13 protein-coding genes, 2 tRNA genes and 2 pseudogenes are annotated in these 16,558 nt (G+C 54.0%); 11 read left to right on the top strand and 6 right to left on the bottom strand.

Annotation, left to right across the window (positions count from 1 at the left end; genetic code table 11):
* The first annotated feature begins 37 nt into the window (after positions 1-37).
* Genes N4T19_RS10520 through N4T19_RS10530 form a run of 3 tightly spaced genes read left to right on the top strand, consistent with a single transcriptional unit; the run spans position 38 to position 2,652 of the window.
* Positions 38-799 carry a hypothetical protein gene (locus N4T19_RS10520; RefSeq protein ID WP_260720168.1) on the top strand — a complete coding sequence of 254 codons (762 nt, stop codon included), beginning with the start codon at positions 38-40 and terminating at the stop codon, positions 797-799.
* A 47-nt stretch (positions 800-846) separates the two neighbouring features.
* Positions 847-1,389, top strand: coding sequence for a hypothetical protein (locus N4T19_RS10525; protein WP_260720169.1), 543 nt, complete (start codon positions 847-849; stop codon positions 1,387-1,389).
* Positions 1,390-1,398: 9 nt separating this feature from the next.
* A complete protein-coding gene (locus tag N4T19_RS10530) occupies positions 1,399-2,652 on the top strand; it encodes an MFS transporter (protein WP_260720170.1) in 1,254 nt (417 codons plus the stop codon).
* Between the two features lie 126 nt (positions 2,653-2,778).
* Here the strand turns inward: N4T19_RS10530 and N4T19_RS10535 are convergent, their stop codons facing one another.
* Positions 2,779-3,726 (bottom strand): IS481 family transposase, encoded by a 948-nt coding sequence (locus tag N4T19_RS10535; RefSeq protein ID WP_260720171.1) that lies wholly within the window; start codon positions 3,724-3,726, stop codon positions 2,779-2,781.
* A gap of 277 nt (positions 3,727-4,003) precedes the next feature.
* Here N4T19_RS10535 and N4T19_RS10540 point away from each other — a divergent pair, with 277 nt between their 5' ends.
* Positions 4,004-4,423 (top strand): hypothetical protein, encoded by a 420-nt coding sequence (locus N4T19_RS10540; RefSeq protein WP_260720172.1) that lies wholly within the window; start codon positions 4,004-4,006, stop codon positions 4,421-4,423.
* Positions 4,424-4,997: 574 nt separating this feature from the next.
* Positions 4,998-5,477, top strand: a complete 480-nt coding sequence (locus tag N4T19_RS10545) for a hypothetical protein (protein WP_260720173.1) — start codon at positions 4,998-5,000, stop codon at positions 5,475-5,477.
* A gap of 668 nt (positions 5,478-6,145) precedes the next feature.
* On the opposite strand, the gene N4T19_RS10550 is transcribed toward N4T19_RS10545, so the two are convergent.
* Positions 6,146-6,559, bottom strand: coding sequence for a winged helix-turn-helix transcriptional regulator (locus N4T19_RS10550; RefSeq protein ID WP_239810999.1), 414 nt, complete (start codon positions 6,557-6,559; stop codon positions 6,146-6,148).
* Between the two features lie 93 nt (positions 6,560-6,652).
* Between N4T19_RS10550 and N4T19_RS10555 the strand changes: the two genes are divergently transcribed.
* The 3 genes and pseudogenes from N4T19_RS10555 to N4T19_RS23380 all read left to right on the top strand — a co-directional run.
* Positions 6,653-7,615 (top strand): aromatic alcohol reductase, encoded by a 963-nt coding sequence (locus N4T19_RS10555; RefSeq protein WP_260720174.1) that lies wholly within the window; start codon positions 6,653-6,655, stop codon positions 7,613-7,615.
* 423 nt (positions 7,616-8,038) lie between these two features.
* The gene (locus N4T19_RS23355; RefSeq protein ID WP_409935179.1) at positions 8,039-8,227 is read left to right on the top strand and encodes a helix-turn-helix domain-containing protein; all 189 of its coding nucleotides are present in this window, start codon (positions 8,039-8,041) and stop codon (positions 8,225-8,227) included.
* Positions 8,228-8,616: 389 nt separating this feature from the next.
* A pseudogene (locus N4T19_RS23380) lies at positions 8,617-9,220 on the top strand (IS3 family transposase); the annotation flags it as partial.
* Positions 9,221-9,865: 645 nt separating this feature from the next.
* Here N4T19_RS23380 and N4T19_RS10565 read toward each other — a convergent pair.
* Complete coding sequence (locus tag N4T19_RS10565; RefSeq protein WP_260720175.1) at positions 9,866-11,251, bottom strand: IPTL-CTERM sorting domain-containing protein; 1,386 nt, start codon at positions 11,249-11,251, stop codon at positions 9,866-9,868.
* A gap of 2,093 nt (positions 11,252-13,344) precedes the next feature.
* On the opposite strand from N4T19_RS10565, the pseudogene N4T19_RS23385 reads away from it, so the two are divergent.
* The 3 genes and pseudogenes from N4T19_RS23385 to N4T19_RS10575 form a co-directional block, all read left to right on the top strand.
* Positions 13,345-13,644 (top strand): annotated as a pseudogene (locus N4T19_RS23385) (DUF7933 domain-containing protein); the annotation flags it as partial.
* 369 nt (positions 13,645-14,013) lie between these two features.
* A complete protein-coding gene (locus N4T19_RS10570) occupies positions 14,014-14,223 on the top strand; it encodes an IPTL-CTERM sorting domain-containing protein (RefSeq protein WP_260720176.1) in 210 nt (69 codons plus the stop codon).
* Between the two features lie 349 nt (positions 14,224-14,572).
* On the top strand, positions 14,573-14,890 hold the full coding sequence (locus N4T19_RS10575) for a hypothetical protein (RefSeq protein WP_260720177.1): 318 nt from the start codon (positions 14,573-14,575) through the stop codon (positions 14,888-14,890).
* 28 nt (positions 14,891-14,918) lie between these two features.
* Here N4T19_RS10575 and N4T19_RS10580 read toward each other — a convergent pair whose 3' ends face one another.
* The 3 genes from N4T19_RS10580 to N4T19_RS10590 all read right to left on the bottom strand — a co-directional run bounded on the left by N4T19_RS10580 (position 14,919) and on the right by N4T19_RS10590 (position 16,433).
* Positions 14,919-15,320: a BLUF domain-containing protein gene (locus N4T19_RS10580; RefSeq protein WP_260720178.1), complete on the bottom strand. Its 402-nt coding sequence runs from the start codon at positions 15,318-15,320 to the stop codon at positions 14,919-14,921.
* A 776-nt stretch (positions 15,321-16,096) separates the two neighbouring features.
* Positions 16,097-16,173 (bottom strand) — tRNA-Arg (locus tag N4T19_RS10585).
* 170 nt (positions 16,174-16,343) lie between these two features.
* Positions 16,344-16,433 (bottom strand) — tRNA-Ser (locus tag N4T19_RS10590).
* Positions 16,434-16,558: the final 125 nt, after the last annotated feature.

The following is a 16,558-nucleotide window of genomic DNA, read 5'->3' on the forward strand; positions in this document are numbered from 1 at the left end:
TTGAAAGACACAGGGCATCCCGATTCGGAGACCTGCCATGCGTCCCATCTATACGTCCCTTCTCATCGCCGGCCTGCTGTCTGCCAGTGCAGCAGCCGTCTCCCATACCGCCCAGCCGCCATCACGGCCAGCACCACCTTCGGCTGCCGTACAGCAAGAGGCAAGCAACCTCCAAGGCACTGTGCAGCAATGGCTGTTGAACCCCAACGGCGATGTCGATGGCTTCTTGTTGGCTGATGGCCAGATGCTGACCCAGGTCGTGTTTGCGCCGCACCTGTCGGCCGCACTGTTGCAGGCTGCCGCCATCGGGGAGACGGTGCGGGTCAGTGGTTGGCCTGCACCTGGGTTGCCGCTGTTCAGCGCCAGCCGGGTCACTGGTATGCGCACCGGCCGCAGCGTAGTGGACACACCACCTGAACTTGGCGAGCACTCCGGTCCAGGCCCGGTCGCAGCTGCCGCACTGAGCGCGATGGAGACCAGCGGACAGATCAAACGTCTGCTCTACAGCCGCCGTGGCGAAGCCCATGGCGTAGTGCTCGATGGAGGCGACATCGTGCGCTTTGCGCCTCACCAAGCGCCCGACATCATGGCTTATCTGCAAGTAGGCCAGCCTCTGTTTGTGCGGGGTTGGGGATTGCGCAATGACTATGGGCAGTCGATCGAAGCCACTGCCATCGGTCCCAATGCGCAAGCCATGCAAGCGCTCTTTGCCAAACCGGAAGATCCTTTACAGCGCGATGGTGAAACGCCTGGGCTTGCGCACGGGCCCGGCCCCGTTACGGCGCCACCCCGTCCATAAACCAGACCGCAGATCACTCCCATTTTTCCAACCTCAGGAACATTGCCATGGCACACCATCCACATGACGATATCGACAGCGATGTCTGGTCTGTAGAGGGCCAGTTCAAGCACCTGGTTTTCAGCCCCAACGGCGGTATCGAAGGCCTGATGATCACCACCGATGGAATCGACACCCAATTCACCAATGATCCCCACGACATGGAGGCCGTCGCCGCCTTGCTGGGCTTGCAGGAGCACCAGGACCTGGTGGTAGAAGGCCGCAAGGCCCGGCCATCGCCCAAGGGAGAATCCGAGCACGTGGTGTACCGCTTCGAGCGCCTGGCCAGCATTGATGGCCAGGCCCCACCACCACCGAAGCAGGCGACCAAGACCGAGGGTCGGGTGCAGCACTTCAACTTCGCCAAGCATGGCGTGCCCAATGGGGTTGTGCTTGACAACGGTGACTTCGTCCACACCAAACCAGGCGCTATGGCCAGTTTGCAATTGCAGATCGGTGACCGTATCCGTGCCGAAGGGCCAGCCCAACCTTTGGCCACAGGAAAAGGCCTAGCCATCGAGGCACGCCAGGTCAACGGCCACCCTCTTTGACGGCCTGCTATGACTCAGCGATCGTCTGTGCTGGCGTTGGGCTGGCTGGCATTCTTCATGGCTGATGTGCGAGACGGCCTAGGGCCGTTTCTTGCCACCTACCTTCAGCAAATTGGCCTGCGCCAAGAACTCATCGGCACCACGATGACCGCCGGTGGCCTGGCTGCCGTGGCGATGGCGCCTTTGGCGGGCGCCTGGGTGGACCGTAGCCAGGCCAAGCGAGCGATGACCGTGATCGCTGCGTTGGCCATTTTGCTCGCAAGCGCCCTTGCGTTTAGCACGCGTTCCGCCCGCTGGCTGGTGGCTTCACAAGTCATCACCGGGCTGGCCGGTGCAGTGCTGGCAGCGACCATGGCGGCCCTGACGTTGGGCCTGGCCCACGCGCAAGGGTTCAAGCAGCAGATGGGCCGCAACGAAGCCTTCAGCCATGCAGGCAATATGCTGTCAGCCATTGGCGCAGGTCTGGTTGCGCACTGGTGGGGAGCGCCGTGGATCCTGGCGATCATGGGCGCGATGGCATTGGGCATGCTGCTCAGCGTGGTGCGCATTCGCGCTAAAGACATTGACCATGCCGCTGCGCGCGGTATGAATACCTTGTCTGACACGCCTGCACAGGCGGGCGCGGAGGCCATCCCGGTTTCAGCAGGTGCGCCCCATGGCTTTGGCACTCATCGTCCGCTGATACTGCTGGCACTGGCCCTGGCGCTATTTCACCTGGGCAATGCAGCTATGCTGCCGCTGCTCAATCAACGGCTGGCCGCGACCGTGGCCGATTCTTCTGCCATGCTCTGGACCGGGATCGCTATCGTGATCGCCCAGGCGACCATGGTGCCCGTGGCGCTATGGGTCTCACGCAGTCGGCGTTTTGATATCTCATGGTTTGTCTATGCCGCCATCTTGGTGCTACCGCTGCGCGGCCTGCTGGCCTATGCGTTTACCAGCGCTTGGAACAACATTCCAGTGCAAATCCTCGACGGCCTGGCAGCTGGAGCACTGGGCGTTGCAACACCGCTGCTGGTACAGCAATACACCCAAGGCAGTGGGCGCTTCAACACCGCGCTGGGATGGGTGATGACACTGCAAGGGGTCGGTGCAGCGCTCAGCCCCAGCATAGCGAACTGGGTGGTTGGCAAGGAGTTGCACTTTGGCCCAGCCTTCGTCGTGCTGGCCGGTGCTGGATTGATTGCATTGCCTTTATATTGGGCGGCAGAGCGAGCCAGATCCACATTTAAAAATACCAGTCAGCCACTCTTGGTTAGCTGAAGAACAGCAACTCAAAGCGCTTTACTTCTGAGGGGAACAGGGCGTTGTTGCAGAAATCCTGGCCACAGTGGCTGACGCTGAAAACGACAAGGGCCACCCCCCTAGTTCCGGGAATGGCCCTAATGCCTAGTTCTGAACTCCCAAAAGGTTGTTTGCAGATTTGAGCCTGGCCATCGGGGTAATTCGACCAATGCCGCTGTGAGGCCTGTGCCAGTTGTAGTAATGCTGCCAGCTATGTAAGGCTTGTGTTCGCTCAGCTGAATTCTGGTATGTCCAACCATAGGCCCACTCGCGCAGCGCCGATTGGATGAATCGCTCGGCCTTGCCGTTGGTCTGTGGCCGGTACGGCCTGGTGAACTTGTGCTGCACGCCCAAGGCGTTGCAGGCCGCAGCGAACTCCTTCGAGCGGAATGCCGCTCCGTTGTCGGTCAGCAGGCGTTTGATGCTCACTCCAAGCCCCGCGTAGTACGCCACGGCGTTGCGCAGGAAGGCGACGGCTTGCGGCGTTTTCTCGTCTGGATGCATAGCTGTAAAGGCAATGCGTGCGTGGTCGTCAATGGCCACGAACAGTGTCTCCCATCCCGCACCATCGACCGAATCGCGCCGATTGCCTGTGACGCGGTGGCTGGGCCGAACGATGCGCCCGAGCTTCTTGGTATCGATGTGCAGCATGTCTCCAGGCGCATCGTGCTCATAGCGAACCACGGGCTCGGTCGGCTGCAGATCGCTGAGTCGAGACAGGCCCGCACGGGCCAATACCCGGCTCACGGTGGACGCCGAGACGCCTGCGTAGCTAGCAATGCGCGACTGCAACATGCGGCGTTTGCGTAGCTCAACAATGAGTAAGGCCTTGGACTCGCAGATGGCTTTTGGAGAGCAAATGGGCCTGGAGGAAGCATCGGCCAGGGCCGCTTCGCCGCCCCAGAGGTAGCGGCCCAGCCACTTGCGAGCGGTCTGCGCGGTGACGCCTTGAAGGGCTCCGGCCTGAGAGGCATTCAGGCCTTGCAAGGTCATCTGTTTGACCATCTCCAGTCGCCGGGCAAAGTTAAGTCGGGCATGCTTATGAGTGTTCATCCGGTTGGCTGTCCTGAGAGGGTTGGGTGTTTGGCGACTTCCAGTCTCTCAAATCCAACCCGGATGAACACCGGATACAACCTATTGAACCTTCACACCTAGAGGGTGCCAGGGCTGCTTCCAGCCTGTCGCCGGCCCGTGAGGCTGCTGGTGCGCCTGGTCAATTCGAAGGTAGGATGACGGCTATCGGCCAGGAGCAGCCGCTCGCTACAAAAAACAATTGACTAGAAACAAGATCTTATAACCTGAGCCAAGTTCTACTGTAAGAGAGCGAAAAATGAGACAGATCTACTACTTCAATATTGAGGCCACCAATGCTGCGTTAGATGCGTTCCCTAAGCTTTTGGATAAAGGCGATGCTGAACTTCTCTTGGAGCCCGTGTTAACCAGCAGGTACGGGGGTGGGGTTGGGTTTCCTTTGTGTAGGTCAAAGTATTTAACCACTCTAGTCAAGCTACTTTATCTCGCACGCCTCCGTGAATACATTTTTTTAACCGCTAGCGAAGATGCTGTTCGAATCCTCGGATCTGATGCGATTTCTACTAAAGTTTTTGACCGATGGTGGACACTTAGTGAAATGCAGTGGGACGAACCATCCGAGCACTGGGAGTCATATCTAAGAGCCTTCACTGAGAAAATTCAGCTAACTGGTGATCCTGAAGTAGACGAATTGCTGCAAGCCCATTTGAGACGTTAAGCCAGCATTTCGACTTACATTTGGGAGAAAAGCGAGATAAGGCCTGGACAACTGGACGACGTCTTTCATACAGTCTTGAGCATCCCCTCTTGTCTGCGGCCAAGGACTGCAATGGGTCGCAAGCGGCCATCGGAACGAGCTCGGCCAGCTGGCCAGGTGCGTAGGATCTTTGCAAGAGTGTGAGAATGGCTGGATCGACCGTTCTCAATGATTCTGCAAATGTCCTTGATCTGCAAGGACACGAATTTGCAAGATCAATGAGATCCTAGACGAGTTTTAAATTTTTCTCACTGAGTTTTGAACTCGGGGCGCTTTGAGCTGAGCCCTAGGGGGGCCGGGGCGGCTTCCAGCCTGTCTCCGGCCCGTGAGGCTGCTGGTGCGCCTGGTCAATTCGAAGGTAGGATGGCGGCTATCGGCCAGAAGCAGCCGTTCACCCGTGAGGCACAATTGGCTTAATCATCACCCTTTCCTCTTTGACCAGGACGAGCGCAAAAGAGTTGGCTGACAATTCTTTTAGCTAAAACTGTGTTGCGTCACAGTTTTAATTGTTCATTTAATGAACAGTAGAGTGAAAATGAACGATAACCCAGTCTACGAGCGACGAGATCCATGTCTAGATGGATACTTTTCGGTAAAAAAGCAGCACCTGATGTTTGGGGCTAGGCGTGTTGGGCCTGCAGGACCAATTCTAGACGCGATGGTATGTAGCTTCTTGCCATTAATCTCCTATGAGGACATCGGCTGTTCTTTATTGCAGCAGCTAGAATTGACTAAAAATGTAATTTCTTCTAGTGACAAAATACTCCAAGAAATTCAACTTGGAATGCTTGACCGAATAGCCTTATCCGGATCTAAATCTGAGGCGAATTTCATCACTTTGTATTCCCCATTCACTCTATGGACTAAAGATGATGAGCATACTCCGTATTTTATCGGGGTGCCTGCATCAGATCGATTTACCTTTGGTGAAAATATCACATCAGTATCAAAAGAAATTTCCGGAGAAATTTTGGGGTTTGAATTTCAAAGATTTTTAATGAAATTCATCGGCTAGTTATGTGTTTTTTCAGATGAATATATTAAGGCTCCACTGAGGGCGCTATCCCCGGATCGAGACTCAGTGATGCGTGAACCTGAAAAAATTTAAAACTCAGTGATCATCGAGTTCAAAGCTTGATGATCTATCTTCGCGTAAGTGCTTGATTCGCCGGCTGGGAAAGCACAACGCCCCGAAACCGTTAGAGCGGTGGCGGGGCGTTTTGACGTGCAAGCAAATTGAGTCTGCTACGCCGCATTGTTTAGGTCTACAGCAGCGCTGTCAAGCTTTAACTGAGACCGACCTTGTGAGACAGTTGTTTTGAGCTCCCTGCCGTATGCGGGGATCGCGAAGTTCAAAACTCAGTGATCGGTGGACCTGAAAATTCAAAACTCAGTGATCAGCGAGTTCAAAACTTGATGATCCATCTACGCGCAAGTGCTTGTTGTGGCGTGATGCTGAGTTCAAAACTCAGTGCGAATCGACACTGTTGTCGGTTCTCCGTGAGTTTTGAATTTTTCTCACTGAAGTTTGAACTAGGGGCGCTTTAAGCTCAGACCGAGGGGGTGCCAGGGGCTGCTTCCAACCTGTCGCCTGTCCGTGAGGCTGCTGGTGCGCCTGGTCAATTCGAAGGTAGGATGACGGCTATCGGCCAGGAGCAGACATTGGAATAGCAGCCTAGCATTCTATGCATCTGCATCGCCGTGAAGGGTGTCAAACGTTTGCCTAGCTTCTCGAAAGTGGTCTGCATTTTCGACGATCCATGTCCACAGCGGCACCATGCGCAAGAGAAGCTCCATGCCGGTTTCCGACAACTCGTACTCCACTCTCGGTGGCACCTCCTGAAAGTCATGGCGGAGCACCAAGCCATCACGTTCCAGTAATCGCAGTGTCAGCGTCAGCATGCGTTGGGTGACTCCGTGCATACGTCTGCCGATCTCCGCGTGGCGCAATTTGCCATACACGCCCAGCGTGTGAAGGATGCCAAGTGACCAGCGGTTTCCGGCGTGTGCTAGCAGCTCGCGTCGTACTCCATCGTCATCGTCCCGTAGACCGTCGCAAACGGCTTGCGCGTGTTGCAGAATTTCGTCTCTATTCACTGTGGTTTTGCTCCCGGTATCACGCGTGTGCCTTCTTACATTGTCTGCGGTGTGTGGCTAGACTGGCCCAACTAACAGCTTTTTGGGTACACGATGAACCAAGCAGATCCTAACGCCAATTCTAAAAACATCCTCGTCCTCGGTGCCGGTGAACTCGGCATGCCGGTGCTCCGCAACCTCGCGCGCCGCGCAAAGAGCGTGGCTGGTGCCAAGATCAGCGTGCTGCTGCGCAACAGTGCCGTGGAATCCTCTGAGCCTGCCAAGCAGCGAGATATCGCGGAAATTCGAAGTCTTGGCATCGAAATCGTCCTGGGAGATCTTGTGAATAGCTCCATCGATGAGCTTGCCTTGGTATTCGCGCGCTACGACACAGTGATCGGCTGCGTGGGCTATGCCGCCGGTATCAACACACCGATGAAACTGGCGCGAGCAGCGTTACAGTCTGGCATTCCTCGATACTTCCCCTGGCAATTCGGGGTCGATTTCGACGTGATCGGTCGCGGTGGTCCACAGGATATTTTTGACGCTCAGCTCGACGTGCGCGAGCTGCTGCGTAGCCAGAACCAAATGGAGTGGGTCATTATCTCCACTGGCATGTTCATGAGTTATCTGTTCGAGCCCGAGTTCGGCGTGGTTGACTTGCAAAAAGATGTAGTTCACGCGCTGGGCAGCCTCGACACCGCTGTAACTTTGACCACACCCGATGATATCGGCGCACTGACAGCGGAAGTGATGTTCGCACAACCGCGTATCCGCAACGAGATCGTGTACCTGGCAGGTGACACGGTTACTTATGGCGAGGTAGCGGACAAATTAGAAGCAGGTCTTAACCGCTCTTTCACCAGGTCGATATGGACTGTGCAGTACCTACTGGATGAGTTGGCGCGCGATCCACAAAACATGATGAGCAAGTACCGTGCTGCCTTTGCCCAGGGCCGAGGCATGGCGTGGGACAAGAGTGGTACCTTCAACCAGATCCACGGCATTCCGGTGATGGATGTGTCTTCTTGGATTAATGCAAACCTCGCATCTCGTAGCTCGAACGATGGGCTTTGAGGCACATGTTTCTGGAATAGCAGGGAGCTCTAGTGGCTTACCTGGATCTGCGGCAATTGCTCCGAAGCCAACGCATGCTAATTGGAGATGAGTGTCAGCTATGGGTCGCAAGCCGCCATCGGAGCGAGCTCGGCCAGCTGGCCAGGGGCGTAGATCTTTGCGCAAGCTGGCATCGAGCAGCTCGTTCGCAGAGCACGCTTGGATTGGCCTGTAGGATCTTTGCAAGAGTGTGAGAATGGCTGGATCAATCGTTCTCACTGATTCTGCAAATGTCCTTGATCTACATGGACCCGAATTTGCGAGATCAATGAGATCCTAGACTCAGGTAGTACGAGACTGCAATCCCAAATAACTTCCCACACCAACCAACTCTTTAACTGCACCCGAAAGTTAGACACCAGTCCAACTTTCGGGGTGGTTTTCATGGCGAAATGCGATGAGAGCTTTAAGCTCGCTATGGTCCAGAAGTATCTGGGCGGAGAGATAAGTAACAAGGCCTTGGCCGAGCAGGCAGGCTTGCATGCTTCACTCCTGCGTCAGTGGACAAATAGCTACCAAGGACATGGTATTGAGGGGCTGCGCAAGAAGTTCATCCGTTACAGTGTGAGTTGAAGCTGCGCGTGCTCGCGCATGCCAAGCACCAAGAACTCTCCGATAAGCAGACTGCTGTGATCTTTGGACTTCGAGGTGGAGGTGGCGTTGTTGCTTAGTGGCGACGGCTGTACGATCAGGGCGGTGCGCAAGCACTTCAGCCCAAGCCCAGAGGCCGCCCTCCACAGATGCCAACATCCAAACCTACTTCCACCACACCGGGTCAAACTAACGACTCGCAAACCGTTGAGTCTTTGCGCAAAAAACGAGGCGCTGCGTGCGGAGGTGGCCTATCAAACACACTCGCGGCCCTTAATTCAAGCCAGCCGGCAAGCTGCGCCCAAAGGGCGCATTCCGTCCTCGAGCTAAGGACTTATCACTCATTGAGCGGGCTGCTGTTGGCATTTGGGCTGTCGCGCAGCACCTTTTACTACCAGGCCAAGGCGATGCAGGCGGGTGATAAATATGCCCAGCTCAAAGCCAGCATCCAGGTCATGTATGAGTGCCAAGGCCGCTACGGCTATCGACGCATTACGGCGGAGCTGGTCCGCTGTGGCCAGCAGGTCAAGCACAAAACCGTGCAGCGCCTCATGAACGATATGCCGCTAAAGTCGCTCGTACGCCTAAAAAACTACCGCTCCTATCGGGGCGAGCTGAGCACAACGCCCAACCTGCTCAACCGCCAGTCAAGGCCAAACGTCCCAATGAGAAATGGGTGACCGAGTTCAACGTAAAAGACGAGAAGCTTTATCTCTCGCCTGTCTTGGACCTGTTCAATAGAGAAATCGCGGCCTACGAGGTGCAGCCGCGCGCGTTCTTCCCGCTGATTGGCAATATGCTCAAGAAGCCCCCGGCGAGGCTCGCGACAAGCAGGCCCCGTTACTGCACTCGGACCAGGGCTGGCAGTACCATATGCAGCCCTACCGCCAGCAGCTGGCCAAGCGTGGCTTGACCCAAAGCATTTCCTTCAAAGATAACTGCCTAGACAACGCTGCGATGGAGAGTTTCTCTGGAAAAAGCTGAAACTAAAATGCCTGAGCCCGGTGGAGTACCGAACTCAGGCCTTTAACCGCAAACATTCAAATGTCCAACTTCTTGGGGTCAGTTCAGAGAGACCTATGCTCCGTCTGGCAGCAAATAGCCCCAGAACACTCTTTCGTAACCTTGCTAAGCCAAAGATGATGTGGGCTCTTTTATCGAAACAACTATTTAACAACAGCTTCAACGCCTGGTGAGGAAACAAGTCGAATTATTCCGAATGACATAAAAATCTATAAATTTAGATAAAACAGTATAATTTATATATTTAAAGTAACCTTTAATGGAGTGCAAAATTAATTTCAACCTATCCTACATAGTGAAAATGATGAGCACATTCTTTGTGAAATGATGGCGTTTTCCATAGATGCCGTTATCATTGACTAAGTTTTGGTCTGAAATGTATGCAAAGAGCCGGTACCATTCTAAATAACAGGCAAAAAGGTGGGGCTGCGGATGCTACTTGTATACAAACGCGAGCCCCATTTTCATTTGAGCCATACGGCCTTCAATGCATTCTCGTACGGCGTGCAACCAATACATCGAACCAGCCCAACCGAGCGACAACAGTGCGAGCACCTATTGGCTGAGCGAATGAACTCCCCCTGAAGTGTCTGGTGTTTAGCCTTGACGCCTGCGGGTTCGCATCAACCCAATCATTGCGACGATCGATGAAAGTCCAATCAAACTCCATTCACCCAATGAAGGGACACTTGTTGGCTTAGAAGGCAGAGGGGTTGCATCAGTAATGGGACCCAGAGCATCCGAACACACTTCAGTTCCAAGGGATACACCAGACTGAGCCGCAGGGGTGACGCAATAAGACAAGTATTGGCTGATGTCTGCCGCTACAAGGGTGTAGGTCGAGGGGACACCAGATGTAACCCCAGATTTCAATGAAGTGCCCTGAGACGAAGCCGTCAGCCCTGGCGTGTCGCTGCGCACCCAAACATATTGCGTACCTGTTGGTGAGACATCCTCCGGGTCAGATTCGCTATCAGAGTAACTGTAGCTGCCTGTCAGCACCTGACCCACTGTTGCATCGCCGCTGAGAACAGGAACTGCGCTTGGGGCATTGTTGGGCGGTGCAGGTACTGCGGTGATGCTGATACTGCCGTTCTCACCAGAAGGGTTGGCTACGCCCTTAACATTGGCGGCAACCGAAGGATTGCCGAGCGAAGTGCTAGCCTCCGTTATTTTGTAGCTTCCTGCATCAAGAAAACAGGAATCGCCACTGACTCCTGGAGCGCCATTCGTATCGACACTACGATCGACCCCATGCACGCCGCCTGCGCCACCATGGCCGGCGTAGCTACCACCGCCCCCGCTGCCACCGGCGCCATCAACATTCCCGCCATCTTCGCCATTGCCGCCTACAGCTGCCGTCGCACATTGTGCATCCTGAGCGTTCAATACCAAATTGTTCACAGCAGGCGAGCCGGGCACGTTCCAAGTGCCGCTGGTGCCGCGAATACGCGAATTAGACCCACCACCGCCGCCGCCTCCCGCCGTAATGGCTGCTCCGGCGACTACTAATTGTGAAGCACCTCCTCCGCCAGCTCCCCCCGGACTAATATTTAGTGTGCCCATGTTGCCACCGCGGCCACCTGAACCAGGTAGAGGGGACGTCACAGAGCCAGCGTCTTGGCGTGTACCGTCGCCGCCTCCAGCCGCACCAACGCCATAAGATGCCTTTGGCGTTCCCAGTGCCCCCTCCCCGCCTTCACCGACGAGAAGGTTCACCGTCTCACCACCCCTCACGGCAATGGTGGCAGTAACTACGGTGCCACCCACGCCATCGCCACCTTTAGCGTCGTCCCATCCCCCAGCGCCGCCAGCAGCCCCCTTGATGATGACCTGCAAACTACCTGTGCCTGCTGGCACAGAATAGGTATGTACGCCCGGTGTATCAAACACCTGGGGTGCTGCGAATGCTGGTAACGCTGCTGTAATTGCGATCCCTAACATCGACACTCTAAAAATGCATATATTTTTAAGAAAATTCATAGTCGGATAATCCTCCGAAGGAGATTAAAAAACTATCTGATCTTACACAGGCCGACCATTTATAAAGTGTTATTAATTATCAAAAGTCGAAAGCCCCAACCTGTGTTGACTTAAATTTACATTTTCCATGCTTGAAATGAGCGAAAGTATGGATGACAGATGACTGAAGCGGTTGCACCAAAGCCTCTTTAATCAGGTTCAGGCAGGATAAGAGACAGATCATTTGGACTGGAATTTTTGCTCATAAGGTATTCTTAAAAAGATAGGCTCGATCAGATTAAAAAAACGTTCGTCCCTTGCTACTTTTATGGACCTATCGCGGGTGACGTGGAATACGACTTGCAACACCCTGAGAGACATGGAAACGTGTTACAGCGTTCTAAAGGAATGCTCAGCAGGTTCGAGTTGAAGATCATTGAGTGACATAAATCGTCCCAATGGCGGGCAAGTTGTTCACCCCAGCCCGGGTCTACATGCCAATTCGCCATATCAATGGCTCCTCTCTCAATGGCTCCCTATCCCCAGCCGTTGTGCGAGCCTTGGCCTGTGGGGGATCCTGACGCTTGAGCAGCTGCTTGGGCCTGAGCGGAAGCAACTGTTGAACATCAGAGGTCTAGGCGTTGCAAAGCTCAGGGAGATTGAGAGCGTGTTCTTTTAGGCCAACAATACGAGGTGCCGCGGAGCAGGCGGCCGGCGCCGATGCTGGCAGAATTGCGAAGGGGCAGCGTCAAGAAGTAAACCCGTCTTTTCGGAGATACAAAAAAGAGTGGAAAAATCTGGCCCTAGGCTCTACGAGCAAGTCACCTCCGGGTGGCTTTTCTTTCGTCCGGTCGCTGGTCACAGCCAGGATTACTTCACATTGATCGAGCCTTGTTCAACGATGTAAAACTAGTTGACACCAATCAAATAATAGATATCTATGTATTTGCTATATTTAACTAACTTCTCTGCGGGGAGGAGTTCTTCCGGGATATATCCCAGAGCCCGCCTAGTGCGTGTATCTCGTTTAAAGTTGTGCCAACACGACATCGACGACCAATTGACCAAAAGAATTGGCCTAAGATGTATCCATAGATTTCATGCCGATGTCGTGCGCACCCTCCTCCCTCCCTCATGACAATTGCACGCATGCCTGGTGAACCAGGATCGGCCTTTTTTATTCCTAGCGTTTGCCACCCGTTCAGGTGGCATTTTTTTTGCCCCAGCATGGGAAGTCCCTAAAGCTAGACCGTGTGCACGCCTCATTAGGTTCCTCCCTGCGAACCTGTGCATCATCCAGTTCAGAACCCCCGGGGCCAAGACATCCTAGACACTCTTCGCGGTGTTCAAGAGGGCGTGCGTCAAGTGGAAGAGTCCTCGTAAACAATTAACAATTACAATTACAACCAGTTAACATTTGTTTTCATTCATAAGCAACCGAATGTAATAGTATTACAAATTCATACATTCCGGTGACATCTATGCTCAAGACTTTACGGCCCAATCACGCGTTTCGTGGGGCTTTTATACTGTGGGCAGGTGCTCACTTTGTCGCGTCCGCTCACGCGGTGGAGAACAGTCGTCTCGTTCAATTTAACGGACAGACCATCCCTGCGCCCGCCTCAACAGCAGTGGTTACGAGCGCTGATGGAGCGATGTCGATCTCTCCGATGGTTGCGGGGAATGGCTTGAACTTCCCAGCCGTCCAGTCTTACGGGCTGAACGCTCCCGGAAGTCCCACTGGAACAACATTCACGATTACTCCCAGCTCTTCCGCAGTACCTCATCGTATTGGAGTAAGTGATCAAAGAACATCATCGACGCAATTCATCAGCGCCAAATGTTTGAATCCCTCAACACAGGCGCTCGACACATGCGATCTGAGCGATGTCGCTCTCTACCCCCGCACTTTCAATCCCCCATCAGGGGGAGCGTACTTCGAAACGGCGAATGTGCAGTGGGACAGTCCTAACCAACGCCTCGTAGTCACAACGCCAGGCCCGTCCAATCTAAACATCCAAAGCAATGGATTCTTCATTGACCTACCGCCATACGTTAGGGAAGTCACTTTTAGAGCTACTAATTTTGCGGGCGTGGACTCGATATTCGGCTTCATGGCCGTAGCTGACGCTCCGAGCGTGTCGAAAGGACTCTCGTCTACCTCGATACAACCAGGCGGACAGACCACACTGACTATAAATTTGAAGAACCCAGATCTAGGTGCGCCCGTACCAGGTGTAAATTTGACTGATGTTCTTCCCGCTCCACTGCGCGTTGTCAGCGCGACTCACTCGTGCGCCGGCGGAACATTGGCTTCAGCGGCCGGCTCAACCACCATCTCGTTGTCGGGCGCCACCCTGCCCACTGACGGTTGTGCAATAACCGCAGTTCTTGAATGGCCTAGCGATACCGCTGGCATTGCCGCCTGCGTCACCAGCCCCACAGTCACTAATCGCATAACGCCGCCAGCGCAATTCAGCACCGCGATCGGTCAACTCAATACGGAAGCAGTAGCAGATCTGAGCTGCTCCTACACCCCTCCGGTCGTGAATGTCGCATGCACCACGTCCGAGTTGTTCGATTCGCCGAACCAACAGTCGGTTTGCACGATTACATCCAGTACACCTGCCGGTTCCTCTGGATTAAATGTGAACCTCACAGCGCCTGGTGCGAACCCCCGTTACACCTCTGACTGTCTCGCATCCATCACGATACCTGCAGCACAGACATCAGCACAGTGCACGATCACTGCCACGGCTAACACTGTCCCTGGAGACGGCGATGTGACAGCAACTCTCGCCATTGCAGCTGCAAGCAATGTCAATGACTACACAATTGGTGTGACACCTGCTCAGGTTGTTATTAAAAATGACGACGAGGCTGTCGTCACTCCCCCGCAAGCTGTGCCGACGCTTGGCGAATGGCCACTGGTCATGTTGGCCTCAGTGGTTGCAATGCTGGGGGCAACGCGCGTTCGCAGACGCGAAATCTAAATCCCTTCCAACCGCCTCCAGGCGGTTTTTTAACGCCCTAAATAGACCTGGTCGCTGTCGTCACCGCTCAGCCGGCGCTAGATGGTCACTTAGTCGCACAGCGCGGCTAGTTCTGCGTCTCGCCGCTTAAGGTCGCCACTGAGAATTGCGACCACGCCGAGCCTTTCTGCAAGCTGGCGTTCGAGCGCTGCGGCTTTATCTGCAAGATCGTCGCGTGCATCCCGGAGTTTAGCAGCCATAAAAGGAAGTGCTATTCATCAAATCATCTTTACCGACATGCCGCGTCCAACGCGTACACTTGCGCCAGCAGTAGAAACCAAGCACAAGCAGTTCACCCAAGATCAGCGCGATGAGTTGCACCGGCTACACATACATGGAATGCGCCAGCACCGTTATCAGCCAGCATGCGGAGCACGCCAACTCCGAGGAGGTGTTTGCACTACGCGATTTGTTGGATACGTATTACGAAAGCACTGACAAACCAATTAAGCCTGCGGGGAGTGGTGATGGGCCAGTCGCTGGCACCTATGCTGACTTGAGCAAGATCATGAGCCTGTTCCACTCGGTCAACCAAGACGAACGCAGCGACCAGATCCTGCATGGCGTCAACTACTTGATGATGAGCGCAAAAAGAATCGTCGATGGTGACGAGGGAGTGCTGGAATGAAATTGGTGTCAACAAAGAGCTTAGTCGACTACAGACGATCCAAGCCGGCCACAGCCTTAGTAAACAGGCTCAAGGCGGCATCGCCATCAATGGTAGCCATCAGATCAATGTCCAACTCATCAAGGCTAACGTCGCTGTATCCCATCGACCAAGTGCCGTAGCGGCGTTCTTGCAGGTCATTGCCCGCATTCAGAGGCAGGAACGCAGTGTGACGCTGGTCTTTGGAAAGATTTTTAGTCAGCGCGGCCACTGCCTCAGCAGGACCCTCGATGTACTGAGTGAACCTCTCACCATCAAACATCATTACGCCTGTGATAGATCGGGAAGGGTTTTGCTCTCTTGCGATCTTGACAAGGGTGCCCACGCCAGAAGGCGGATAGTCAGGTGCCAGCCGACTCGAATAAAGAAAAAAACTCAGGGGAGTCGGCATAGCAGCACCTTTCATTTGCTATCGAGTGACTGTACCTCATTTCTGAAAGTGTTTTTGGTGATTTGCAGCCTACTTCTATATCAAATTGGCAATAAGTGGCACCCAACTATTCTGCAAGAGGCTCAAGAACCTTGACCAAGAAACTGATGCTGATTGGCGATAAAAATATTCCAGCATTACCCATGATCGAGGCTTAGGTAAACCATCTGCGCCGGTTGCCGGCATGGCTGCGCTGCGCCTACATGTTGGATGAGCACATGCAACGCGGCTTCATGCAAGGCACAGCGTTGTCCGTGCAGCACCCAACGCGATCCGTGACATGGAGGTGCTGTTTTTTCAGTGAACGGGGATCGCCGGCACGCCTCAACAAAAACAGCCTCTGATAGGTCTGTTGAGCTTAAGGCTTGTGCATGGTGCAATTCTTAGGTTCAGTCGCACTAGTTCTAGCGACCTCAACATTGTTGTTTATGACTGGTTTCTGTTTCTGAGCGGCCATCCATCCTCCGATCACGAAAGACTGCAGCCGCTGCGCAGCTGACGTTGGCATCACAGTTGTGGACGACAGCTGCGGGGGTCGTAAGCCGCCACCCTAACTTCTGCAGAGTAATCGTGCAGTAATCTTCTGCCAATCGATCCACTAGCTCATCCATTTAGAGAAGCCCAGCTCTTCTGAACTGATGCGCAAGGGTGGTCTTGTTGCCAGATCCCAAATCAAAATCGGTGGCTTGGTAAAAACGAAAAAGCCTCAGAGTATTTCTACTCTGAGGCTTGACGTTTGGTGCGGCTGGCAGGAATCGAACCCACGACCCCTTGGTTCGTAGCCAAGTACTCTATCCAGCTGAGCTACAGCCGCTAGTTTTTGCATTCCATCAGCACAGATGACGGTTGCATTTCAACAGTTCAAGAAGACTTAAATTCGACCACCTCCACCCCATCTCCAAACAATCCAAAGATGTTTTTTGTGGGATTTTATGTGGTACAGAATTTTATTTCTTCTGCAACCCATTGATTTTCAATGGAACTTGGCGGAGAGGGAGGGATTCGAACCCTCGGTACGTTTGCACGTACGCCTGATTTCGAGTCAGGTACATTCGACCACTCTGCCACCTCTCCGCAGCGCCGAAGCTGCAATTGTAGCAGGCAATTTGAGGGTCTCGGGAAGAAACGCAGATTTCTTGGAAATTGTGATGTGCAGGAGGGTGGTGATTGAGCGGGGTGAGCACCTCGCCTGCTACGGA

The sequence above is a fragment of the Comamonas squillarum genome (assembly GCF_025309455.1).
Classification (GTDB): Bacteria; Pseudomonadota; Gammaproteobacteria; order Burkholderiales; family Burkholderiaceae_C; genus Comamonas; species Comamonas squillarum.

Bases quoted from the DNA above. Each gene is read 5' to 3' on its own strand.
- N4T19_RS10545 (WP_260720173.1), top strand. From the start codon at position 4,998: ATGAACGATAACCCAGTCTACGAGCGACGAGATCCATGTCTAGATGGA.
- N4T19_RS10535 (WP_260720171.1), bottom strand. From the start codon at position 3,726: ATGAACACTCATAAGCATGCCCGACTTAACTTTGCCCGGCGACTGGAG.
- N4T19_RS10540 (WP_260720172.1), top strand. From the start codon at position 4,004: ATGAGACAGATCTACTACTTCAATATTGAGGCCACCAATGCTGCGTTA.
- N4T19_RS10530 (WP_260720170.1), top strand. From the start codon at position 1,399: ATGACTCAGCGATCGTCTGTGCTGGCGTTGGGCTGGCTGGCATTCTTC.
- N4T19_RS10555 (WP_260720174.1), top strand. From the start codon at position 6,653: ATGAACCAAGCAGATCCTAACGCCAATTCTAAAAACATCCTCGTCCTC.
- N4T19_RS23355 (WP_409935179.1), top strand. From the start codon at position 8,039: ATGGCGAAATGCGATGAGAGCTTTAAGCTCGCTATGGTCCAGAAGTAT.
- N4T19_RS10525 (WP_260720169.1), top strand. From the start codon at position 847: ATGGCACACCATCCACATGACGATATCGACAGCGATGTCTGGTCTGTA.
- N4T19_RS10565 (WP_260720175.1), bottom strand. From the start codon at position 11,251: ATGAATTTTCTTAAAAATATATGCATTTTTAGAGTGTCGATGTTAGGG.
- N4T19_RS10575 (WP_260720177.1), top strand. From the start codon at position 14,573: ATGAGTTGCACCGGCTACACATACATGGAATGCGCCAGCACCGTTATC.
- N4T19_RS10580 (WP_260720178.1), bottom strand. From the start codon at position 15,320: ATGCCGACTCCCCTGAGTTTTTTTCTTTATTCGAGTCGGCTGGCACCT.
- N4T19_RS10520 (WP_260720168.1), top strand. From the start codon at position 38: ATGCGTCCCATCTATACGTCCCTTCTCATCGCCGGCCTGCTGTCTGCC.